The following is a 24,676-nucleotide window of genomic DNA, read 5'->3' as shown; positions in this document are numbered from 1 at the left end:
TTGGAGCCTATCAAACTTCTATTTCCAATCGTCGGGAACAGTGGAAACTTTCTCAGTTGGCTTAGGTCTGCGCGGAGCTTGCCCACTTCTGCGTACGGGCAGCGTGCCATCAACCAATGCAGTCACTCGTTCTCTCGCCAATTCCAAATACTTTTTGTCTTTCTCAATGCCGACGCCAAAGCGACCGTGTTTTAATGCAGCTAGAACCGTCGTGCCCACTCCCATAAATGGATCCAAAACGACATCATCGGTTTCGGAAAAGGCGAGCACACACCGCTCCGCAAGTTCTATCGGGAATTGGCATGGGTGAGGAGTTTTTTCCGGATGGTTCGATTTTACATTGGGAATATCCCATACCGGATCTGTCACAAACACATCTTCGGCGGAAAACTCCCAGTAATCTGACGGATTTTTACCCAACGGATTGCCCGACGGTTTTCCTGCTCTCGCTCCTTTCGAGGCGGCATGACGTTTGCCAGGGTAAAGCTGCGGAACGCGGATAGGGTCAAGGTTGAACCGATACCGATCGGACTTTGTAAACCAAAGAAGCGTCTCGTATCTGCCCGAGAGACGCTTGGTTGCATGCAGCCCGAAATTGTACCGCCAGACAATTCGATTTCGTAGCTGGAAGCCTCTCTCTCGGAACATTGGGAAGAAATAGTAGTCCAACGGGTGGACTTGACCGTTGGAAACAAAGCTGCCGACCTGCCAACAGACGCTACCGGTATCAGATACCTTGTCGCAGATTTTTCCTACAATTGGGTCCAACCAATCTAGGTACTCCTCAAGCGACATCCTGTGATCAGTCTCGTACTCTTTTCCTATGTTGTAAGGAGGCGAGGTAACAACCAACTGCACGGACCCATTTTCGATCTCATCGAGACGCACGCCACAATCACCAGCAATCAACGAAGTTGCTTCAAGTTCAATTTTCCCGGAGTGCTGCAACGAACTTCCTCAAAAACTAGGCGCGAACCATCCTTAACGGACCTTTTGATCTACGTTACATGTTACGATTGAAAAAAGAAAATGCCTTTTGCAGATCAAGGCCGAACGTAATGAGCAGCGAGGCAAACCACAGGCACTAGGTACGATCACTACAGCATTGGGGTTATGTGACTTGGACCAGAGCGTGCCCTTGTTTGGGTGGTGAGGGGTGGATGAAGCTGAACCCAAGCTCGCAAGGTTTTGATTTTTGGCACCACAGGAGATTCATGGTGCCCACACACGTACTCTCGGGCCGCTGATCTACTGATTGAAATCGGTAACCTAAATGTCAGCTTCTACTTCTTCAAAGTGTGTCCTATGCACCTGCAGCAAACTTCTGCTTTCCGCCCATCCTTCCATCTCATTCAATAGCGTTGGCCTCGTCGGCCTTAGTCCTGTCTCCCGCGAAACGGAAGACCTACCGGCGCTTAGTCAACTGGCACTCCCACACAGACTTACGCGTATTGGTAGCCTCCAGATGCGCCACATAAAATTCCACGGCCTCATGGATCAGACGGGTGCGGCTTTTGTCGGGCCCCTTGTACTGATCAAGCTTTCCGAGAACTGAAACGTCGAAATTGACCAAAACACCCTTGAACGATTTGTCGTATCTGATCATTTCCTACCCCCAGTTTTGGCCAAGCGCTTCATGATGTCCTTCAACAGCTTGTCCCGAAGGAGATGCCCCACCGCATTCGCTGAAGTGCTATGGGTAATCTGATTGGTTTGATGATCGAGTCCAGCGGCGATATTGGCCATAGACTTCTCAAGCCGCTCCATACGTGCGTCTTCGTCGCCGCCATCCACTGGTCGTTCGAGCGCGCCTGTTGCCGCTCGAAACTGTCTCCTAGCCTGTTTACCCTCGGCACTCGCATCGGCTGTTTTCTTAGCGATCAAGCCAGTTCGCACCAAGCCTTCGGTGAGTTGTTTCTGTCGCTCAACATGCTCTTTGAAAGTCAGCATTGGCACCTCCTCCATTTCCCTTTGCTGCGTCGCAGAAATATGTTGTTCTGCATTTGTTCCTATACTTATATATATACAATATTTAGCCGTGTACGGAGGATCAGATCACGTTATGGATCATTGTCGAACGCAGTGTATTCAAGATCTCAACGACACCGCTCGCCGAAATTTCGAAGACTGCCGAGTTATGATCACCAAGGGGTTACAAGAGTTACCCGACCTGCCAAGCATTCTCGACCAAGTCCGCCACTACCACGATTTCACACCCGCCAACGACCCGTTCGGAGAGCATGATTTCGGTTCGTTCCGGTTCAACGGCCATACGATTTTCTGGAAGTTTGACTATTTTGACCTGGATTTGACCATGAGTTCGCTGGACCCATCCGACCCGACCATCACGGCACGGGTGCTTACCATCATGCTAGCCGAGGAGTACTGAACTTCAGCGAACATTTGTAGGGGCAGGCCGGCAAATTGCCGGCCTTTGCACTTTATAGGTTATTTGACAGCCACAGCTGTTTTTTGTCATTATCTTTTCCCAAAGAAGGTGGGAACTGAACTTTTGGAGAAGATAACAAAAATTTCGAAGCAATTTTTTTAACTTTTGAGTCTATTTCGTCAATATTATATGGATTCTTTTGAATATTTGCGTAGTAGGGAAAAATGCGATATTCGCCACTTTGCACAAAATCTGCCATCTTTTTGCTTGCCTTAACAGAATAGTCTATCGTGTAAAATATAGACCTTTTGCTTTGGTAAATTCGCTGCATATAGACCGAATCTAACTCGCCGCAATTGCTCACAGCAGCCTTTACTTCACTGATACGGCATAGACAGTCTTGAACAGATTTATTTATTTCTCTTTCTTCCCTAGAAGACGTTGCTGCTAGCCACCTCGGCAGGAACAAAATTAAGTGAAAATGCGGGTAGTCACGATACTCAAGAGTGTCTAAGTGAAAATGTGATCGTGTGCCCAAATAGTCTGGGCAAGTTATTAGGCCTATTGACGCTTCTTTTTTGGTGCTGGATTTTTCACCAGAGAAAGCAAAACTTTTTCTTATCGCAATTTCTATAGCCTTAGCTACGGACGCCATATCTGAACCTGGAAGTACTGGAACAGTTAAAAAGTAGGCCCTTGTTGTTGCCATGCCTTTTCTGTCTGATGCTAACATATGTGTTGTGGCTTGAGCCATTAGCTTTGCGCCATTTATTTCACTTAAAATTATGTTTTTTGTCATGTTTATTTTTCCTTTGAATATTGTTTCATATTAGTTGTTATTCACAAACAAGACACAGCAAACAATTGACTTGTGCGAGCACAAACCTTGTTTAAGACAGCCTTATCACTGACATATTTCTTGCAGCTTACCTACGGCTTACACGATACAAGCAGTGTCTTTTTTGTGAAAAAAGTCAGGAAGAAGAGAGTAAAAGAATCAACTTCAAACCCGAGTAACATTGATAACGAATAGGAGGCCGCCCGTCAATAGAAAATATCAATTCTTTTTGAATTTCTACTCAAATAATTTCTCTTTCAGTGATTGAGAAATTCATCACGCATTCATTCCCGAAATTCCAAGACCAATACATCCACAAGTGCGGCAATAAAGCTCTCCGTTATGGTGCCTGACTGCATGATCTACTCGTTGATCGCCAACACTTGCATTCGATCCTTCGTCTCAAACCTCAGCCTGCGCTTCACTTCGGCATCGGATCATTCCCCTTCAACCATTAGGATTTATCCAGTATCAGGCCAGCTCGCTGGCCTTCGGGCTTGCCCGAACCATTCTTACCATCAAAGTAGTTCCTGTTGCTTCACGCCTTCAGCTCGAAGCCGTGTCTGCGCTTCGCTTCGACCCGGATCATATTTTTCTTTCATTCGTTCATCTTCAACGGCCATTTGTGCTGCTTTCGTTCACTATCGTGCCCTCCATAACTTCTAAAAATCTTGATCCCGAGACCCCAATTTTTTCGCAGATTCCACGATTCAGCCGGACTGCCACATATAAGTAAAACGTAGGTCTCCACAGACCTCGTGTTTGAAATGGTCGGGTCGGCCCAATCGCCGATCCAACCACGCCACGAGTCCGGCAGAGATCAACATTTCAAGCACAGGTACATTTCAGGAGAATACACATGTTAGATATTGCTACCGCCTTTCGGCAAGCCGCCTACTTCCCCGACTTCGATTGGGAGCGCACGCAGAATCGAGAGGCGTGCATTGCCTTCGATATCGCATCGCTGGCCACCACATCACCCGAGCTAAACCAACTCAACAACGAGCTATTCGAACAGGCGAGCATTGGCTCATTGATCAAAGCCAGACAGCCCGGCGCCATTCAATCTGCCCAAACCCGCCTCAAAACCAACTTGCTTTCCGTCCTGTGGCACTTGTATCGCGCCATGCGCATCGACCCCGACTGCTACGTCCGACTTGCGATGGATCTCAAGCCCTATGCCAGTCAAAAGACCAATCCTCTCAATGTCCATGGGATATCCGGCGACATCCTCAAGATCATCCGAGCTCTCTCGGCGGCAAAGCTGATCGAAATAGACATCGGGTTTTGGGACCGTAAAACCGGCCGAAGGCGAAAAACGCGCATTCGTGCCACCTGCAAGCTACTTCACAGGCTTTGTCAACTACCACCAAATATCTCAGAAGACGCGATCAACCACCCAACCGTCGTGGTAAAAGATCGAAACACCAAAATCCCAGTCTCTACAGCCCCCTTCGAAAACGACCCTGAAATAATCAAGGAGCGCGAGACGCTCGACTTGTATAACGCAACCATTCGGCACCATCACATCAACCTCGCGGGCTGCCAGGCCAACTACATCACGGTCGAAGACCAAAATGGCAATCCACATCAGCACAATGTGCAGCGAACCCAACTCTATGCGGTCTTTCATCGGCAATCCGATGGGGTCCTTGTCTATGGCCGCAAGCACGGTGCCTTCTGGCAATCCATTCCGAGCAGGCTGCGCCAGCTCATCCGCATCGACGATCATGAAACGGTCGAACTCGACTATTCGGCGCAGATTTTGAATATTGCTGCCAGCCTCCAAGGTATTCAGCTTGCGTCTGACCCGTATGATATTCTGATATCGCCAAAGCTTTCCCATCAGGCAAATCGCGCATTGGTCAAAAAAGCCGTAGTCATCGCCGTCAACACCTCGTCACGCAAGAAAGCCATGTCCGCAATGCGCGGGCTAAAAAGCGATCAGCCGCAGCGCTATGCCAGCCTGAGCTTCAGCAATGCTTTTCTCGACCGACTGTTCGACACGATCTTCGATAAGCATCCATTTCTGAGGGAGGTCACATTCAAAGATCACGGCATGAGCTTGTTTCGACAAGACGCCGAGATTGCCCGCCAGATCATCCAAACATGCTTGGACAAAGATATCGTGGTTTTGCCCATCCATGACGGGTTCATTGTCCAAAAGCGACACCAAGACACCCTTCACCAGATCATGGCCGATGTTTGGACCAGCATGTTCAACACCACGATTCACATCACGGTCGAAAACGCCGAACAGCTCCCCCACAAGGAAAATCACCCCAAACAGAATAGGAGACCAAATGCATCCATCGAATTCTGCCAGCTCAATCACCGCACCGGGCCAAGAACCACTTCAGGATCCTCACGCAGCACAGCCATCCGTCACAGACCTCATACGGCAAATAGAGCCGGAGCTCATAGAGCTGGCGCAATTCGGAAAAGAGTGCGCCCGAGCCTTGGCCGCCCATCGCTCGGTCGAGGTCAACTAGTGACTGCATGCCCCCGACCACCCGTGATAGGACCCGAGCCTCAGGTGCAGGTATCAAATTAGAGTAAACCTGATGTTACATCGCCAAGTTACATCTCAGAGATGTAACGAATAGATTGATTTCTTGTTAATGTGACACTGACTTTGTATACTCTAGTATCTAATGTTACAGGGGTCAGGCATGAAAGTGGGCTATCGGCGAGTCAGTACAGAAGAGCAAAATCTGGATCGGCAGGATTTATCCGGTGTCGAAAAGATCTTCGAGGAGAAAGTCAGCGGGGCAACACGGGATCGCCCTGCCCTTGCCGAACTAATTGCCTTTGTGCGTGACGGCGACCATGTCGTGATCCACAGCATTGACCGATTGGCCCGTGACCTGCGCGATCTGCAAAACATCGTCGAGGAATTGAACGCCAAAGGTGTTGAGGTCGAGTTCATTCATGAACGCCTTCTGTTCTCGAACAAATCCGACGATCCCATGAGCCGCTTTCAACTGCATATGATGGGAGCCTTTGCCGAGTTCGAACGCTCGATCATCAAGAAGCGGCAAGCCGAAGGGATCGCCAAAGCCAAGGCCCGTGGCGCATACAAGGGTCGGAAACGCTCCATTGATCCCCAAGCTGTCAAGCGGCTCAAAGACAGCGGTATGCCCATTGCTCAGATCGCCAGAACCCTCAACATTAGCAGGATGAGCGTCTATCGGAATTTGGACTGACACCATCAGCCAACACACTAATTTGCTTCCACCCTTCCCCACTGAAGTAATCGGCTGTTATGTTTAGGAATACGGAGGACCAGAATGGCTGCGTAAGGTCGTACAAGGACTCGCCGCGAAGTGAAGGAAAATTGGGCTCAGATCATGTTTAATATCAGTTTCCATTGACAGTCTGCCTGACGTTGGTTCTAGATTGCGGAATATTATTCGTGTTTACATTTTTTTTCATTCATGCTGTTCCGACAAGTGGTTCAGTTTTCCAATGGAAAAATTGCCTTAGATAGAAAATATTTGAAGGAATAGCAAATGAAGTTCGTGTCTGGAATTGGTCTTGCAGGCCTTTTAGTGGCCCTTGTAGGGCTAGTTACGCCCGTGGTGGGGTTGTTTATTGGATGGCTCGCCCTTGGGATTTCCGCGCTCGGGGCATTCTTGGGCGATAGAGGCTTCGCGATTGCAACCGTAATCATTTCTGCCTTCTCATTCCTCTTTTTTACGCCGTCTCTATGGCTTGAAGCTGCTGCATCTGCACAAGTAGGAACACAGGGGACAAATTATGGTGGAGGATTTCCCATACTGCGATATTTTTCCCTAGCATTATTGGCTTTTCCAATTGCCGCGATGTTCGTTGGAAAGAAAAAGCAAGCTTAGGATAGAAAGTGGCCTCAGTGCAGACGTCCGGCCAGTCGACGTGAAAAGATAGTTTACTCCAGCCATCGGAGCGCCCCCAACACCAGTTTTGTGAGATGTCAGTTAGGCCGACAACAATATTACTGCTTCCTGCTATATGTTGCGAGGATTTGAGGCCGAAATGAAGTTCTGCTTGGACGGCGAGTGATGACACAGTTATTGAAAAGTATTCTTTGGGCATGCGCTCTATGCGTGGCTGCCTTCCCTGCTCGCGCAGAGCCCGATTGCGAGTTTTGGGGTGGAGCTGCCAAAAATTGGCGACGTGTGAGTGCTGAACAAGTCGCCTCCTGCCTGAATGCAGGGCGCGATCCGAACGTCAACGATGGACTGCCTGTGTGGCTCGCAGCCGGGACTGTTCGGGATGGTGGGGTATTGCCCTTGTTGCTTGATGCTGGCGGCACACCACATGCCACGCACAAGAAGCGCTCTGCCCTCCATCACGCCGCGAAAAGTATGCGCGAAGACGCACCTATTCGAGTTGCATACTTGCTGGAGGCCGGCGCTGATCCCAAGGTCGACACAGTATCACTCCCCTGGATCGCGTTGGAGGGACAAGCCCAGTCCATTCTTATGCTCGTGCAAGCTGGCGCGAACCCATTCGAACGCCTTCCGGGGGGAACAACCGCGCTGCACATGGCAGCGAAATATAACTATCCGGAGGTAACTCAAACCCTTCTGGAACTCGGATTGTCTGTTTCGGCCCGCTCGAATGGCGGCTTCGAGGAAAGTGGCGTGACCCCGCTTCATGTGGCAGCCAGTCACGTCAACCAATCGGTAGCCGAAGTTCTCCTCGAAGCTGGAGCTGACGCCAATGCAGAGACCGATAAAGGACAAACTCCTTTGCACCATCTTGTCCGGCAAGATGTTAGGCGGGACGAAAGAGCCGCCAAAATGGTAGGCCTTTTCGTCGCCGAGGGGGCTGATGTGAACAGTGCCGTCAACATGGGTTTCACCGCACTGCACTTTGCCGCGAGCCTCCGGCTTCCACTCGTGACCGAAGCATTGCTCGCCGAGGGAGCGGACGGCTCGATAAAAGATGCGCAGGGGAACCCGCCGTGGCATTATGTTGAAGGCCTTGTTAAGGCAGGGGGTTTACCCCCTAACGTGCAGCGAGTCTGGTGGCACCTGCACGACTCTCAATTCTGATTTGAATGGTTTCCGCGCTCTCCCATGACCTATCGCCGCTTCACGGCCAACATAACCCGTATTCCCTCGAACGGCGCGACTGCTTTCCAACTGCTCCCTAAAGAAGAATCCGATCTGATCGACCACTAGATCTTGACCTGCCCCCGCTGGTTCCTCGTTCATAACGAGAGCCTGCGGATTTGATTTTGATAATCATGGGTTTCGGTTTGGGCTAGCGCGCCGTTCGCGGAGCCCTCAAATTGCTCAAACGATTTCGTCTAGGTATCGCTTGATAGTCGAGCGCATTCTGGAACCAACGGTAACCGCCTGTCTGGACGAAGGCATTAGACCGTAGGAAATCTCTTGGCCTTTATCTCTTTACCACAATGCGTGAAGCGACAACCTTGTGGTCTCCAGTGAAACCTTCCTCCCGAACGTTCATCAGACTTTTCCTCACGGAGAAGGGTTTGGATGCGCGGTCAAAACCAATTCCTTCTGCTCGGTCCAGTCGTACCGAAACCATGGCGTTCCGTCTGCATTGCGACCAATTTCCACCGCTTTAACGCGGCAAAATCCGATGATTTGATTCGAGTTAGCGTTCTCCAGACCATTACAGATTACCCGCGTTTCAATTTTTCCCGCTGGCAGCGCCTTCATTAAGAAATGAATTCTCTCCGCATAGGCTTCGCTCTCAAAGTGAACCGGTATGCTATCCGAGAATGCAATCTCCATAGAACGTGTGGAGTGGATATTGGGCTTCATTTTGCAACGAAAAGTTCCGTACCTGGTTAGGTTCTTGTACGATTTCTTTCCAATCCAAGTTCTGAGACGAATTTGAACTGTCCGAGGTTCAAGTTTGCTGCTCACAGAACTAGGAGGCTTGAGATTGAAGTAGCTTGGCATACAAAAGTAAAAGGCCTTCATGTGAAAATCATATTCCGGAATCGGAACCAGTTGAGAAAAGAAAAAACCTTGGCTCTTAATATCTCTACCTATGACTTCCGCTTGACCTCGAAAGTCCGCAATAATATTTCGACGCTCCGCTCTGGCCTCAAATTGATCACCTGCTTGCGAAAGCTGTAAGACCTGCTCAAATCCTGTATCTGTCACGCCTTGAGAAGCACTATACGCCATGTACTCTTCCCAGGACAGTTGGTTAAGCGGTCGAGGCCCAACATTTACTGTGTTCTCGGAAGACAGCCCCCTTACGGCTGTCGCTGCAGTTTCAATTCTTTCACCAATGGCTTCAGAACCACTCTCTGCAACGCTCCCTTCAAATCGCGTTCGGTGCAAAAGACTTTCATTGCTGCAACGAGTGAACGTTTTGTCGGGCAACCGGGAAACAGGGTTCATTCTATCCAATTCAATGAAGCGTTCATTTGTTAGGACATTGATGCGCCAGCTTCCTGGGTCGCTTTGATTTCCCACTTGGCAATTCCCGCGGAAAAGTGTGACTCCATCTCGAATGTCAGTCCGGACAGTTGAACAAGAGCCTTCATATCCGTGCATGAAAGTTGAGCCGCGCACCAAAATCTGACTCTCAAAAACAGTTTCATACGGCAAGCTTTGAAACTCACATTTTGACGGTTCATCAACATAGACACCTGAAATCAAGGGCGTGTTTGCAGCCACCCCCTCTGGCAACTGAGCCCCGGCACAAGGTGCAAAGAAGCCATCAGCGTTTGCGAGCGCATCAACCGTAGCCGCATCAGGTTGCCCTGTTGGCGGAAGACAAAAATCCACCTGGAATTCCATTAGAGCGGTTCTGGTTTGAGGGCCTGGATAGCCATCCATCTCGCCAGCATTGTAGCCCAAAAAATTTAGTGAGGCCTGTAAATTGGCAGGTCTGGCAATCAGACTTTCCGAACCGGGCGATCTCTGACGAGGATATCCTTGCGATGTGTCTAAACTAGCGTTCACAGGATCTAGGAACAAGCCAACTGGTCTACGTTGCAAGACTCCACCTGTTTTTGGGCCGATCTCCAAAAATGTCACGGCACTTCCGACAATGGGGCATGCCCGGCAACCATCAACCACCAATTCCACTAAGACAAACCTTTGTGTCCCGTCGCTCAGCAAGCGGTGAGAACGTGCCGCTGTTGTACGGCTTGTTGCTTTAGGAAATTCTCTCAGCTTTTTTTTGCTTGTGGGATCAGTAAATACCGCAGCAAGGTTGGTCGTACCTCCAGGCGCGAGTAGTTTCAGGGATCCATTAAGTAAGATAGGCCAATGGTGGTCAGAGGCCCCAATGAATTCAACATGCGCTAGGTCGATTGCGCCGGTTTCCATAAAGTTTATCGCAAAAACTTCACCAACATTGGCACCATGAACCGGGTCGAGAGCAAAACTGATGGCTTCTTCAGAAAGCCCATACTCTCTGAGACAGGTGCGTTTGTCAGAATGACCTCGACACGGTCCATGGCCCAGCTCTATGGCGGTGTCAGCAACTATCCCTGGGCCCCACTCACCTGAGTAAGCTTCAGTTGGGTCGTCGCCTTGCTCGACCTGCCCTGGTGAGGAATAAGGATTTCCAGCTCCCCCATTGTGGCCATTCACAGTATTTTCGAAACTTTGATTGTTGGCATACGCTGCCAGCCAGCCCAGTTCACGAGCCACGCGGACTTCGTCCATAGCGCGGGCCAAAACGTCTACGTTGTGGAGGTATTTTGCAGTGGTTGAAAGACTAAACAGGTCAATAATCCGCGTCTCTACAATGTTGCGCACTTCCATATCGATTGCCGGAAAAACACCGCTCAGTTGGTCTTGTGGACTACGAAATCTTTCGAGAGGAACGTCTTGGTTCAACACTAAATTCGCGAGGCCGAATTGGGCGAGCTCTCTTGATCCGACAGGGGCAGAATCAAATACATACGCAGGCTTTCCGACCGCCATACGGCTGGCCTGTGCGAGACGTCCTCCAAGTGAATGGCCTGTTAGGATGAGGTTCGGACGTTCTTTCAAAACTTCTCGCGTAATTTTCACCGCATCCATGATTTGCTCGGATAGAAGAGGTGTGGGGATAACCGATCCAAGTGTATTTGTGACCCAATCACCTTTTGTTGTAGAACCGCGAAAGGCTAGAACTGACAGCCCACCTTTTTCGAACAGAGAAGCGGTCGCATCACCGATAAAAGGCAACACGGCATTCTCGGGCTGTAGAGATATCTGCACCCAGCCAGTTTGAGCGAGTTTATCGAGGGCTTCATCGCTTCCATAGGTGACAGAAGCCATCAGCGCGAAAGGAGCAGCATTGGCTACTCGGTTCATTGTGTTGAGATCGCCCTCATAGTCTGCAAGCAAATCCCGCGCTAAGGCCCACTTTGCCTGGTTCCAGCCGACAGGCGGAAGCGTTGTGAAATCAACGCCAGGAATGTTCTGGGTGTTAATCCGGCTCGCTACACCGCTCCTTGGAAAGCCGACGGTTACTTGATCAAACATCTGGCGAACCTGAAGCAGAACTTCGGCTCTTTTCTCAGGCGGCCCAACCGGTGCGTCCAGATACAAACGAACAGCGTTTACAAACAGCTCGTTTGCCGCGGCAGTATATTCTTCTTCACTGGATTGCGCCGACGCAATGGTCACCTGCGGCCCATCCCTTTCATCGAGTGGCCACTGGGCGGAAGTCTCCATCGAGTTATCAGTAGCGACTATCCCTGATTCCGCATGATCGGAGTTGCTTATTCGCACCTCAATTTCTGCTGAAGACCTTTCGAGTTCTGTCTGGAATGCCAAAACCGCCTCGCGTTGTGCACTCCGATAGGCAAATGGGTCTTTCTCAATTTCGTAAATCAGACGAAACATTTCAAAAGCTGCATCCCGCTCGACCGAAAGTGAGGCGCCGCCAAACGGAGGAATGCGCCGGAAACCGGAGCTACCATCCGAAAAAGTGCCATCCAGACCAAAGAACCAACCGGCATCACCAAAATATGCAGTTCCAGAACCCTGAACGTCTTTTCCGGCGGCCAGCTGCTCATGGGAAATTCCAAATTCATCACGAGCAATCCGGTACGCTTTGAGTTGGTTCTCGAATCCAGTTTGGTCGACGAGACGCGCAAAGGAGTTCAACGCCCAATCAATCGGCAAGGCCGCAAGCGAGGCATAAGCTTCGAAACCCAGTATCTGCTCTGCGGCCCTGCTCTGTGACAGGACATCCAGCGTGATGAATTTCCCGAGCGTTCTCGCTGCGTCGGCATATTCTTCTTCGTGAACTTGGTCGGCTACTTCAACCATCGTTAGCAGAGTGCCAAATACCCTCCACCAAACATCTGCATGCAGTTCGGATCCAAGTCCAAGGAAGCCGCCGTCTCGAATGTTCCCGAGGTCATTGTCGAACTCACGCGCCGCATCACCAACCGTCCAGACAGCCTTCAAATAATTGATTATAGCCTCTTCCTGAGAGGGGGATGGTGATGAATACGTCTGCGCCGTAACGCAACGTTCTCCCAAAATGGAAAATGGATCTGAGATTGTGATCAAGAACGTCAAAGCCACAATAGCCAAGAATCTTAGGTGAAAAAGCTTACCTATCATCAAATATCTCCATCGCATGACAACCGGAGTGCGACAGAGCCAATTGTGGTAAGTTGGCCATAAGACGGCCACCGCGTAGCACCGGAAAAACCGAATACTTGCTAAGCCTATCATTCGCAAAACGAATTCCTGCACTAAGTGTCTAGATTAGGGTTCAACAACCCTGATTGACTTGTCAAGTTTTGTACCGAAAAATGCGAGCATATATATATCGGTTTTATTGGGGAAAATGATGATCCGTTGGATTCCACGACTAACCAGGAAACCCTCGTCCCCCGGTCATGTCTGCTCGTTCAGACAGTGTCGGTCTACGGCCGCCGCGCTCAGCATAATTCTGCTAGGATCAATTCCAGCCGAAGCGCAGAACAGCGCAGAGGCCCTTTTCGCGGATGCCAAGGCAATTTATGCCGGCCCTGGTACCAGCTCTTCCGACCTCAAACGGATGAAGTACCTCTTCGACCAAATCTTGGAACAGTATCCAGAGTCGGATTTAGCTGTCGGAATCATTCTTCAGGACACTATTGATGGCGTTGACCTTTCCTTGTTTTCGCAACAACTCGAAAATTCGGCTGTAGAGAGCTCGGGACAGAATAGCGATACGCAGATCTTTAAAGTCGGCGAAACACCGGCTGTGCCCGACCCAGATGACTGTATCGCAGCTGCGCTAGACGAGCCAGCGGACCAGCAACTGTTGATAGGGGTGAATTTAGGCCCTGATGGTCGGGTTTCCGGTATCCCGGAACTGGTCGCACCAGAAAATCCTAATTCATCTGCACGGAAGTTATTCCTCTCCGCAGTCGGAGCAATCGACAGATGCGCACCCTATCCGGTAAATCAAACCGGTAGTCGCTTCGAGGTAAAAGTTTCTAAAGATGGGATTACCATTTCAACCGATCTGGCCCGAACCCTGCGTTCAGAGACTGCCGTGCAGCCGTCAACTGAAACGGCTGTAGCAGAAGCCTCTGTCTCGAATACCAATCAAATCACTTCAAGTCACGGAGCGCCTCCGAACAGCACACAACTTTCTCCTGCAACGTCGGCAACAGAATCTGATATGGCTCTGGACAAGCAGGCCATACGTGACATTCAGGCAAGGCTCTTGGTCTTGGGTTATGACCCTAACGGGATTGACGGACTCATTGGCAGAGGTGTCCGTAGCGCAGTTAAAAAATGGCAGGTTTCACGGGACATTAATGCCAACGGATACCTGAATGAAGAACAACTGGCAGCTCTGAAAGCTCAATCGCAGCCTGGTCTAAAAATCTGGCTTTCAGATCCTGAAAATGAGCAAACATACAACCCGCCGCCGCCCATGCCGATTGGTCCGTACAATATTTCAGGGGCGTGGCGTTTCACGACAAGTTGCAACTCCAAAAGTCGACTTGGGAGGATGAAAATCACTGGGTCGCTTTCTATTAGGTATTCAAGAGGGAATCTCTATTCAGGTCGCGCCCGTAACTCCCAAGGTATGAATGGGAGGTTTTCTGGAAAACTAATAGGCCGCCGAATGACTGGCGAAATAAATTGGGGGTTGTTGGTAGGCCGAGTGCAATTCCGCGGAACCTTTGCCGATCAGAAACTTGTGATGAGCGGCCATGATACAAACGGGTGTTCATTTTACGCGGCGAAATCTAGATGACGCGCTGATCTTTCCCCACAGAAGTGGTCCGCCGTTATGTTTAGGAAAACGGAGGACCAGAATGGCTATGACCTGCCACGGGGTTTTTCCTCCATCTGGGATTAGAGTCCGACCCAACGAAGGGACGGACAATGAAACGATCGAGATACACAGAAGAGCAGATCATCGGGATTCTGACGGAGCATGAGGCGGGCGCGAAGTGTGCCGATCTGTGCCGCAAGCACGGATGTCGGAAGGCACCTTCTACGCCTGGAAGGCTAAGTTTGTGGTCAGGCCAAGAGATCGTATTCGGCACCGCCAATCATCAGGTTGATTTCTGTTTGCGCACCGCCGTCGACCAGCGCCCAGAGGATCTGACCGGTCGGGCGGTAAATCACGAAAGCCTCTTCAACACCGGCCTCGCCTGCATTGGCTGTTTCCACGAAATTGATCTGGAACTGATCGGGTGTGCCTGATCCACCAAAGACCAGCACATCACCTTCACTGGCTGAATAGTCCTGAATCCAGTCCGAGCCATGATCGAAGATGCCGATATGGAAGAACCTGTCGGCACCGTCACCGCCGTTCACCCGGTCATGGCCGAAACCGCCGTTCACGAAGTCGGCGCCATCTCCGCCAAAGACCAGGTCCGACCAGGCTTGGCCAGTCAGTTGGTCGTCGCCGGTGCCGCCGACGATGGTATCGACACCGTAGCCGCCGACGATGGTGTCGTTGTCGGCGTCACCACGCAGTTCGTCATTTCCATAGCCGCCATCGATGGAATCATTGCCGTTACCGCCATAGACGTTGTCGCGCAGGTCGGCCGCTGTCTCGCCGCCAAAGATGATGTCATCCCCGTTACCCCCGATCAGCGTATCCGGATTATCCCCACCTCTCAGCGTGTCATCCCCGGCAAGTCCATTCGCATTATCCCCAAAATCCGTTGCCAGAATAACATCGGCGAATTCGGTGGGCGCTGCTGGAGAGGCTTCTTGCCGGACTTCTGCGGTTCCGAGTGCAAAGCTTTGCGAGTCGTTCGAACTATCCAGGTCGAAATCGTCCGAACTGACCTGTGCCTCGACTGTGCCTCCGTCGAGAGTGTCTGGGATCCCAAACTCCAGCGCAAACGCGGAAGAGGCCCCAGATGCGAGTATGCCCAGATCAATCGTCAGCTCGTTCTCTGCCGCATCGAATGTTCCGATCCCGTTTGAAAGAAGCTGCGCGCCCTCGGCAATTGCTATCGTTAGCGTTGCGGCTTGGCTGGTGCGGCTGTTGATATTTTCTACAGTGAAAGTAAAAACTTGCCGCCCGTCTTCCCCATGAAGACCTTCATCGATCGAAACGGTAATGTCCACACCGCCCGCAAACGAGATGGGCGTTGCGAATTCATCGATTGCCGGAATAATTCCGTTCCCGCCAACCATCGCAACGACATGGAATTGTCCCGGCGGGATATCGGTCACATCAACATCGAAATGGAATTGCCCACTCTGAGCGATTTGTTGTTCCAGAAGGATCGGCTGTGCATTGGCCCCGGACGGATCGCTTGCAAGGTACAGATTCAATTGGGAAGCACCGGTCAGACCAGAAACGTCGACATCCACGCCTAGGATTCCGGTTGAAGAGTCAGCTTGCGCATTGGTGATTTCAACCGAGGCTGGGTTCGCGGTCTCCAGTGCATTGAAGGATAAGTTGGTGAGATCGGTCGCGCTTTCGACACGCAAGGACCAGTTTCCGGCCTCCGGAGGATCAAGAATGATCGAACGGGAGGTCCCATCGCTCCAAACATCGATCACCTGGGCGAAGCTCAGCGAAGCGATGTCGGTTTCATCGTATTGGCTCCCGTCTGGTCCGATCAGGACAAGGGAGGCATCCGAGACCGCATTTGACCATTGTGCTGTCAGCAGAACGAGATCCATACTGCCTGTCAGGGCCCAACCGCTGAAGGCGCTGGTAAAGGCGTTCGGAGCGGAAGCCATTATCTCCGGGTTCGGATCGGAAGCCATCGTCTCCCGGTTCGAATTGAGTTCCTGGATTTCCCGTGCGCCTAGAATTTCGAAGTCACCGTCAAAGGCAATCTGGAAACCGATGCTAACAGATCCGCTTATGACACCGAGGTCGATCGAAGCTCCTGTCCAGAAGGCGGCGAAGTCATTGCTCAGATTGCCGTCGTTGCTGAAGTCAACCATAAAGTCAACTCCCGCTATTTGACTGCCGCCGACCAGTGGAATCCGCTCTGGCCAGGTCAATGCGGTTGTACTCCGCAACATGAAGTCGAAATCGCGGTTTGCCTCAATTTGAGTATGCAGGGAAATCAATCCACCTAGAATGTCGATCTGACCATCGAATTCAAACTCCCCTGCACCAATATCGAATGACAGTGATCCGTCGAAGCCGAGAATTTCATAGTCAAGGATGTCCTGAAGATCGACATCCATCCAGTCGTTCAGGACCGTCACCAGCCTGTTCCCGGTCGATTGTCCGGCTTCAAGCGCGGAAACAACGCTATCTGGCAGCAGATATCGCCCAGTTGCAGAAATATCAGCCAGCACGTCAAGGCTGCGATCACTGTAGGAGCCGTCCAACGTCCCGAACAACAACTCGCTTCCGCGGGGACCGAGTGAAGCGGTTGCGCTACCCGTATAAGTGACAGGATCCGAGGAAAGCGCTGTGGCTAGCCCGGATACGTCGCCGGTAAATCCTTGCAGGAAAGCTCCCGTATTGAAAATCGGGGTATTCAGACCATCCACGTCGAAGGAAAAGGCGTCGAGCTCGAAGGGATCCCAGAAAAATTCAACGGAGCCTTCGATTTCAAAGCCGTTCAGGAATGGAAGCTCGACTGCAACACTTCCGGCAAACCGGTTGGCAATTGTGTCCAGCTCGATGGATAGGCTTCTAAGCCCCCAACTCGGCGCGAACAGGCTGCTGGTGCCATAACCATCGGTTTCGGCATCGATGGAATAGGTCATTTCACTGACGATATCCCATTCGAAACCGCTGGTACCATCGCCTATGCCGGAAAATCTCAGAAATCGGTCGCCCGGATCGAAGGGGGTCGGCCCAGGATTGCCGGCCAGGTCAATCTCGACCTGGCGGGTGCTGCCGAGCAGATCGATGGACAGAGCCGCTCGCCCTCCGAAATACAGGCTATCCGAGGCGTAGTCATAGGAGAAGGACAGATCGCTGAATTCCAGATCGTAGCGTTCTAGCGAACTGGGCAGGTCAAGCTCGAACGGATCTGCTGAGGCCAACCGCGTGGTCCCTATGGTGCCAAACCTCGGGACGATGGTGGTATCGGTCAGCGTAAAGGACAACAGGCTATCTGAGGTAGAGAGGTTCCAGAAACTATTCGGGAACGAGACGCCGGCGCTCATTGCAACTTCGGTCTGGTTAATGGTCAGACTGGAAAAATCGATTTCCATGATATTGGCGAAGCCGAAATCAATATTCGACACATCTTCCGAGAACGACGTTGTGCTCAGCGTCTGCAGGTCGAGTGTGAAGTCACCAGTGAACAATGGCGATCCCAGTGATGCCAGTTCGGAATAAACAGTGACGCCGGAAAACTGGGCCCGATTGGTGTCAACCGAAACGCTTCCACCTTCCACGCGCAGCATGCGATTGTTGCCACCGGCATGGCCGAGGTAGACGGTGGCATTAGTATTCGCTGTCTGCGTGCTACCGGCTCCGGTTTCCCAGCCCGTACTTGAAGTGATGAACAGATTGCCCGTACTGATGGATGGCTCGGGATGAGAACTACCGACAAATTCCTCAATGGCAAAAATGCCGTCAGAAAATCTTACCCTTTCAATGTCATACAGGTAGTCTACTCCGTCAGAACTGGAAACGCTGACACCACCGCTGATGACATCAAAGACAGCAGAGGACGAGTTTCCGCTGAAGACGGCTGTATCAGTTCCCTGACCGCCGTAAAGTGTGTCATTGCCAGCATCGCCGCGCAGATTATCATTTCCACCGTAAGCTCGAATGAGGTCTGAGCCCGTCGATCCAAACAGATTATCCGCTCCGGACAACGCCAATTCAAAAAGAGCTGATAGGTTATTGTTGGAAACATAGTTGCTGTAAGCGGTATAAGCATCCACGTCTAAGCCGGATATCGAATATTGCGGCGTTCCTCCAATATCCATTGAGAAACCATGTAGCTCACCATACACATTTCCGTAGAAGTCATAGCTAAATGCACCTGTGTATTGTGCGCGGTAGTTACCTGATACGACTGTAAACTGAGAGCTATCGTAGCTTTGCACGGTACCATGCCAGGCAGTAAGCTCATCCATGTTTAATCGAGTAAAAGCATAGCCTGTCGCCATAACGACCCCTAAAAAATATATCCTCTACAAATGCACTCATCAGTCTAAACCTATGGTGGAAAATAGCAAGGGACTCAGGTCACTTCCAGTGCCCGCAGCTTTTTGGCATCCGACGATGCCATGCCGTCGTACTTGGATTTTTACTTATAGAAGGCTTTGTTGCACAAATGGGCTGAGGGGATTCATGTCGTGAATCCAGTGTGATAGCTGGATGTCATGAGCAGTTGGGCACCGACAAGATACAAGACCACGAACTGGTCGGCTTACAATAGCACGCTGAAGCAGCGCGGATCACTGACGATCTGGTTTGATCCCGGGATGACCTGGACGCCGCAATCCAGACCTGCCTTACGCTGAAAGTTCTATATAGTCTTCCGTTGCGGCAAACGGCCGGGTTCGTGGGAAGTCTCCTACGTCTGGTCGGTCTGGAATGGACGGTGCCGGATTTCAGCACACTGTATCGCCGTCAAAGAATGCTCAAGGTGCGCCTTCCGAATCGCGGTTCCAGCGGGCCGCTGAACCTGTTGATCGACAGCACCGGCATCAAGGCCGAAGGCGAGGGCGAGGGCGAGGGCGAATGGAACGCCCGCAAGCATGGCGACCCCAAGCGCCGTATCTGGCGCAAGGTTCACCTTGGGATCGACGCGGAAACACTGGAGGTTCGGGCCGTCGAGATCACCAGCAACAACATCGGCGATGCGTCCAGGGGGCTACATCAGCGCTAGGTTTCACCCATCCACACGTTAGTCTTCCAACGCTATCGCCCGCGCCAATCTATACACTTTTTTATACACTTACGGATAAGTAATTGTTTTTACGTAAAATGAACGTATTGCAAATCCGTGTACACCGGTTCGATTCCGGTACTCGCCTCCACAAATTTCTCAATAATTACAATGCTCTAACCAGATGTTGATTGGCAGCCGTCGACGTGTAAGTGTGTTACACACTGTTACACACTTTCTGGACCCACCTTCATATGGCCAAAAGCCCTAACCGCATCACCAAACAGAAACAGGTCCGCAGCGGTCTCTACCTCTACCAAACACCCCGCTCCCCCTTCTGGTACGCCAAGGTCTGGATTCCATCGCAGCAAAAATATTTCAGCAAATCGACCAAGGAAACAGACCGGCTCGAAGCAACGCAAGCAGCCATCAACTTCGCCGACAAAACACTTTCGACCATTGGCACCGTCGAGCGCAATCCCAAAGCCACACGGTTCGAGACCTATGCTGATCGGTTCGACGCCAATCTACGTGCATCCGTAGGCAACAAGTCCCGCAAGTATATCGACTATCACAACACGCTCTATCGCCATAACGACGGGCTCATTGCCTTTTTTGGGGACATGCAGATCAAGACAATCAACACTGGCAAGATGCGGGACTACTTGCATGACCTTGACATCAAGCGTGACAAGCCGCTTTCAGGCAGCACCAAAAAGAAACATATCATGGTTCTTCGTGCTGTCATGCGGATGGCATTCGAAGACGAACAGATAGAACGGGTTCCTGATCCACCCAAGATCATGACCAAAGACAATCCCCGCACAGCCTTTACCGACAGTCAGTACAAACAGTTCATCAGGGCGGCCAATACTTGCGTCAAGCAGGGGGACAAGGTCAGCGGCATCTCTCTAACCCAACATCATGTGCATATCTTCCGGTTCATCGTTCACACCTTCGTCAGGCCGACCACGGGCGAGCTGTTTTTCCTACGTCACCGGGACATTCAAATTAGATCCAATCCACCCCGCCTCGAGATGGTCATTCGCAAAGGCAAAACAGGTTTGCGAGAGAGCTTCACGATGCCTTTCGCCGTTGCGGTCTACAAAAGTATCCTGCGTGAAAATGCACCACCTGATGCAAGTATCAGCCAAATCAAAGAAAACCTCGCTGACGAGTTCGTGTTCATGGCGGAATATGACAACCGAGCCTATGCTCGCACAGCTTTGAGCCGGATATTCCTTCACTTTCTGCGTGCCGCCAAACTAGATCAGCTCGAAGAAAGTTTCTCGACCTATTCCCTGCGGCACTATGCCCTGCAAAAGCGGGTACGGGATTCCAAGTCGAAGGTGAACATCAACCTATTGGCCAAGAACGCCGGCACCAGTGTCGAAATGCTTGAACGCTACTACCTGTCCAAAATGGCACCGTCCCCCGAGATCATCGCCGAGTTCCAGCGCAACGACTGATCCTGACCTGTCAACGACGGCCCCACATCGCGCTAAGACCTTGAACAGTAGTGTGGGGCATTTCGGAACACGCACACGCTCCAAGGTCGCTCAGATTGTTTCGCATACAGCAAATCGTAGCGACAGCTCATGTTTCCAATCACCCATTTCAAAGAACAACACAGCGGACGTAACCGGCCCTTGAGCAAGTTCAGGCCTCTTGTCAATCCCGGAGCAAAAAGGGTCCAGGTACCGGAGTAAAATGGGGCCACTGCGGTTGAGTGATGCTGCGCCACCTGTGTCACCGTCGCCCCACCGATCCCCACCAACGTGACAATCTCGAGCTTGTTCTCGTCACGCCACAATCGCCGCCGCTCCACCCCAAGAAGTTCGCCCCGCATCACTGACCCCGCATAAGACACGTCGCAAACGACGTAGTTAAACACGTGTCTTAGATCATCGCCCCAGCGTCAGGCAGGCGGTGCCAATGGCGCGGTTACCGAGGAAACGCTGGAAGTGCGAGCCGTCGAGGTCACCACCAGCAACGTTGGAGATGCTCCTATGCTGCCCGAGTTGCTCGACCAAATCCCACCCGAGCAAGACATCGAGTCAGTGACCGCCGATGGGGCCTATGACACGCGCAAATGCCACGACGCGATTGCTGCCCGCAATGCCCATGCTGTCATCCCGCCGCGCAAGAACGCCAAGCCGTGGAAACCTACCAGCGCCAGGGCCATCGCTCGGAACGAGGCGGTCAACGCATCGCGATACCTGGGCCGGGCCATCTGGCGACGATGGAGCGGATACCACCGCCGAAGCCGCGTCGAGAGCAAGATGAACTGCGTGAAACTTCTGGGTCAGTCACACATGGCCCGCGACTTCGACAGACAGGTCGCGGAAATCCAGGTCCGCGTCGCGGTCCTAAACCGCTACACCGCTCTTGGCATACCCATCACAGAGCCCGTAGGATAAGTCCGTCCGGGGAAAGGGGAAGCCCGCCCGACAACGGATTTGTGCAACAAAGCCGCGCTATCGGATACGTCACGCCAAACGAAGCAGAGGAGGCTTTCTATAAAAATTTGAATTCTGGTGAAAAAGCAGCCTAACTATTGAACCAAACCATCTCCGGTAAATCTGGGGCGGTTCATTCCGCTCGCGCCTAGCACTTAAGTAAATTTTTTTAGGAGGATTTCTCATGCCTGCTACATTCATTTTGTCCTCTAAAAATAATACGACGCTGGTGGATAGCTCCGGATCGGATAGGTCAGACACTGCATCTATTCCGTCGAGTTCCGGGCCTGGAGATGGCGTCGTTTTTGACGGCGTGGACTCCGAGACCTTTGTTGCAGTTGTTGCGTCTGGATCAGAATTTCGGGTTAATACTTACACTGTGGGACAACAGTCAGACTCTTCAGTTGATGGTCTTTTTTACGGGGGATTTATCGTTACCTGGAGTTCTGTTGGTCAAGATGGCAGTGGTAGTGGAATCTACGGTCAAAGATATGACCTTACTGGTCGGCCAATTGACAACGAATTTATGATCAACGTGAATACCAGCGGTGATCAGGTCACCCCTGTCGTCACTCATACGTATGGCGATGATTTTTTTGTGACCTGGGAGACAGCTGGTTCCGTACGCGGGCGAGTTTTCGAAACATCAACGAATGAAATTCACGACGAATTTCAGATCGGCAGACATGCAACCGGAAATCGATCAGATGCTGCTGCGACACTGCTTACAGGCAATGGAGGTGGGCTTATTGTTGCGTTTGCTGCAGCCGATCAGGCCATCTGGGATCAACGTTTTGATCCGTTCGGTGGTTATTACTTTGTCGGTCGTGGGTATGTTTATGATACTCGTGTTTCCGCAGGCACTATCCGGACAGAACCTTCCATCACCTCTTTGGACGCCGGCCGCTTTGTTGTGGTTTGGACCGCCGATGAACAAGGTGGCAATTCCACGGACATCTTTGGGAGACTCTACCGCGATGTCGCCCAGCCAATTAATTATGAATTTCGGATTAACTCCTATACCGACGGCGCACAGTCCACCCCGGTTGTCGAGACTTTGAACAGCGGTGGTTTTGTTGTTGTCTGGAGCTCTTATGGTCAGGATGGCGACGCACTTGGTGTTTTTGGTCAACTCTTTGGCGCTGACGGGAGCCCGATCGCTGGCGAGTTTCAGGTCAATACAACGAATTATGGAAATCAAGACCGCCCTGCTGTGACAGCCTTGGCGGATGGCGGTTTCTTAGTCGCCTGGAGTTCCCACGGGCAAGATGGCGATGGCTGGGGTGTTTACGGTCAACGCTATAGTTCTGACGGTGAAGCCATAGGCGCAGAGTTTGTGATCAATACGACCACCGCGGGCGATCAGCAGGACAGCGCGGTGACAAGTTTGAGAGATGGTCGGGTACTGGTCACCTGGACCACATCCGTACAGGACGGTGATGCAACCGATGTTGTTGGTCAACTCTTTGATGTTATCTCAATCGACCCTGAAAACTCTCCGGTTGTCGGTGAGGTTGTCATCAATGGCACGCTGAGAGAAGGGGAAACCGTTAGCGTGGATGCCTCAGGTTTGTCAGATGCGGACGGGCTTGGGGAGCTAAGTTACCAATGGAGACGTGAGGGCGATGACATCAGTGGCGCGATAGGTGCCAGCTATACGCTGACACCACAGGATGCAGGCAGGTCCATAAGTGTTCGGGTCAGCTATGTCGATGGGCTGGGACATCAGGAAACCGTGTTAGGCGTGGGCGCCTCACCTGTAGAAAACGTGAATAATCCTGTGCAGGGCGCTCCGTTAATTCTCGGAGAGCAGGGGCAGAACATTAGCCACGCGCCAACGGCGAGTGTTGGTGAAACATTGCTAGCATATGATGTCGAAATTTCAGATCCTGACGGAATCGGATTTATCTTTTTTGAATGGTTTCGCGATGGGGCCTTTATCCTCGGCCAACGTGGCGTGACCTATACTGTGGTGAGTGCAGATGACGGGGCAGACCTGTCCGTCAGAGCCTACTTCATGGATCAGGGCGGGACATTGGAAAGCGTGTTCAGTGCCCCGGTCGCGATTATTTCAAATGGGACAAACCAGACTGGCACGGCTGGGAATGACCTGCTGCAAGGTGCCTCTGGCGCTGATACGCTCAATGGTTTGGATGGCTCTGACACTCTTATCGGCAATGATGGCGACGATCTGATCTTCGGTGGCGAAACCGAGGCTGACCTGCGCGATGCGATCTATGGCGGTGACGGGAATGACTCGATTGACGGGGGCTATGGAAACGACGAGCTACGCGGCGACGGTGACAGCGACACTATCGTGGGCGGCTTCGGCGTCGATTCCATTTTCGGCGGGGCGGGTGACGATGTTTTGGCCGGGCAGGCCTGGTCCGACCTGATCTATGGAAATGACGGCAACGACTTCATCAATGGGGGTTTCGGTTTCGACCGGGTGAACGGCGGCGCCGGGGCGGATTGGTTCTATCACTTGGGCATCCGCGATCATGGCTCGGACTGGATCCAGGATTACGACGCGGCAGAGGGCGACGTGTTGCTCTTTGGCAATGCCTCGGCAACGGAAAGCCAGTTCCAGATCAACTACGCCGATTCAGGCTCGGGCGACACGGGTGTCGACGAGGCCTTCATCATCTACCGCCCAAGCGGCCAGATCATGTGGGCGCTGGTCGATGGGGCCGCGCAGACCGAGATCAACATTGTTATCCAGGGGACCACCTTTGATCTCATGTCCTGAATGCTTAATCCGAAGATCG

The 24,676-nt window shown here is 51.7% G+C and carries 13 protein-coding genes and 3 pseudogenes; 11 read left to right on the top strand and 5 right to left on the bottom strand.

Annotation, left to right across the window (positions count from 1 at the left end):
- Positions 1-18: 18 nt before the first annotated feature.
- Complete coding sequence (locus VOI23_RS14010) at positions 19-948, bottom strand: site-specific DNA-methyltransferase (protein ID WP_323785527.1); 930 nt, start codon at positions 946-948, stop codon at positions 19-21.
- Positions 949-1,602: 654 nt separating this feature from the next.
- The gene (locus VOI23_RS14005) at positions 1,603-1,950 is read right to left on the bottom strand and encodes a hypothetical protein (protein WP_323785526.1); all 348 of its coding nucleotides are present in this window, start codon (positions 1,948-1,950) and stop codon (positions 1,603-1,605) included.
- 187 nt (positions 1,951-2,137) lie between these two features.
- Here VOI23_RS14005 and VOI23_RS14000 point away from each other — a divergent pair, with 187 nt between their 5' ends.
- A complete protein-coding gene (locus VOI23_RS14000) occupies positions 2,138-2,389 on the top strand; it encodes a DUF3768 domain-containing protein (protein ID WP_323785524.1) in 252 nt (83 codons plus the stop codon).
- 52 nt (positions 2,390-2,441) lie between these two features.
- Here the strand turns inward: VOI23_RS14000 and VOI23_RS13995 are convergent, their stop codons facing one another.
- Entirely contained in the window at positions 2,442-3,188 is a 747-nt protein-coding gene (locus tag VOI23_RS13995; RefSeq protein ID WP_323785522.1) for a hypothetical protein, read from the bottom strand.
- An 898-nt stretch (positions 3,189-4,086) separates the two neighbouring features.
- Here VOI23_RS13995 and VOI23_RS13990 point away from each other — a divergent pair.
- From VOI23_RS13990 to VOI23_RS13975, 4 genes are all read left to right on the top strand, one after another.
- Positions 4,087-5,781, top strand: coding sequence for a hypothetical protein (locus tag VOI23_RS13990; RefSeq protein WP_323785520.1), 1,695 nt, complete (start codon positions 4,087-4,089; stop codon positions 5,779-5,781).
- 118 nt (positions 5,782-5,899) lie between these two features.
- On the top strand, positions 5,900-6,433 hold the full coding sequence (locus VOI23_RS13985) for a recombinase family protein (protein WP_323785519.1): 534 nt from the start codon (positions 5,900-5,902) through the stop codon (positions 6,431-6,433).
- A 306-nt stretch (positions 6,434-6,739) separates the two neighbouring features.
- Positions 6,740-7,081 carry a hypothetical protein gene (locus tag VOI23_RS13980; RefSeq protein WP_323785518.1) on the top strand — a complete coding sequence of 114 codons (342 nt, stop codon included), beginning with the start codon at positions 6,740-6,742 and terminating at the stop codon, positions 7,079-7,081.
- 186 nt (positions 7,082-7,267) lie between these two features.
- Entirely contained in the window at positions 7,268-8,266 is a 999-nt protein-coding gene (locus tag VOI23_RS13975) for an ankyrin repeat domain-containing protein (RefSeq protein WP_323785517.1), read from the top strand.
- Positions 8,267-8,698: 432 nt separating this feature from the next.
- On the opposite strand, the gene VOI23_RS13970 is transcribed toward VOI23_RS13975, so the two are convergent.
- A complete protein-coding gene (locus tag VOI23_RS13970; protein WP_323785516.1) occupies positions 8,699-12,775 on the bottom strand; it encodes a peptidoglycan-binding protein in 4,077 nt (1,358 codons plus the stop codon).
- A gap of 466 nt (positions 12,776-13,241) precedes the next feature.
- Between VOI23_RS13970 and VOI23_RS13965 the strand changes: the two genes are divergently transcribed.
- Both VOI23_RS13965 and VOI23_RS13960 read left to right on the top strand, forming a co-directional pair.
- Complete coding sequence (locus VOI23_RS13965; RefSeq protein ID WP_323785515.1) at positions 13,242-14,414, top strand: peptidoglycan-binding domain-containing protein; 1,173 nt, start codon at positions 13,242-13,244, stop codon at positions 14,412-14,414.
- A gap of 131 nt (positions 14,415-14,545) precedes the next feature.
- A pseudogene (locus VOI23_RS13960) lies at positions 14,546-14,679 on the top strand (transposase); the annotation flags it as partial.
- A gap of 4 nt (positions 14,680-14,683) precedes the next feature.
- Here the strand turns inward: VOI23_RS13960 and VOI23_RS13955 are convergent.
- Positions 14,684-18,724, bottom strand: coding sequence for a hypothetical protein (locus tag VOI23_RS13955; protein WP_323785513.1), 4,041 nt, complete (start codon positions 18,722-18,724; stop codon positions 14,684-14,686).
- 216 nt (positions 18,725-18,940) lie between these two features.
- On the opposite strand from VOI23_RS13955, the pseudogene VOI23_RS13950 reads away from it, so the two are divergent.
- From VOI23_RS13950 to VOI23_RS13935, 4 genes and pseudogenes are all read left to right on the top strand, one after another.
- Positions 18,941-19,425: pseudogene (locus VOI23_RS13950) on the top strand (IS5 family transposase); the annotation flags it as partial.
- Between the two features lie 278 nt (positions 19,426-19,703).
- Positions 19,704-20,918, top strand: a complete 1,215-nt coding sequence (locus VOI23_RS13945; RefSeq protein WP_323785511.1) for a phage integrase SAM-like domain-containing protein — start codon at positions 19,704-19,706, stop codon at positions 20,916-20,918.
- Between the two features lie 474 nt (positions 20,919-21,392).
- Positions 21,393-21,869 (top strand): annotated as a pseudogene (locus VOI23_RS13940) (IS5 family transposase); the annotation flags it as partial.
- Between the two features lie 223 nt (positions 21,870-22,092).
- The gene (locus VOI23_RS13935) at positions 22,093-24,657 is read left to right on the top strand and encodes a hypothetical protein (protein ID WP_323785510.1); all 2,565 of its coding nucleotides are present in this window, start codon (positions 22,093-22,095) and stop codon (positions 24,655-24,657) included.
- Positions 24,658-24,676: the final 19 nt, after the last annotated feature.

The organism is Thalassovita sp., assembly GCF_034670005.1.
In the GTDB taxonomy this organism is placed as follows: Bacteria; Pseudomonadota; Alphaproteobacteria; order Rhodobacterales; family Rhodobacteraceae; genus Thalassobius.
The sequence above is the reverse complement of the archived record's forward strand: the minus strand, read 5'-3'. Positions and strand labels throughout refer to the sequence as shown.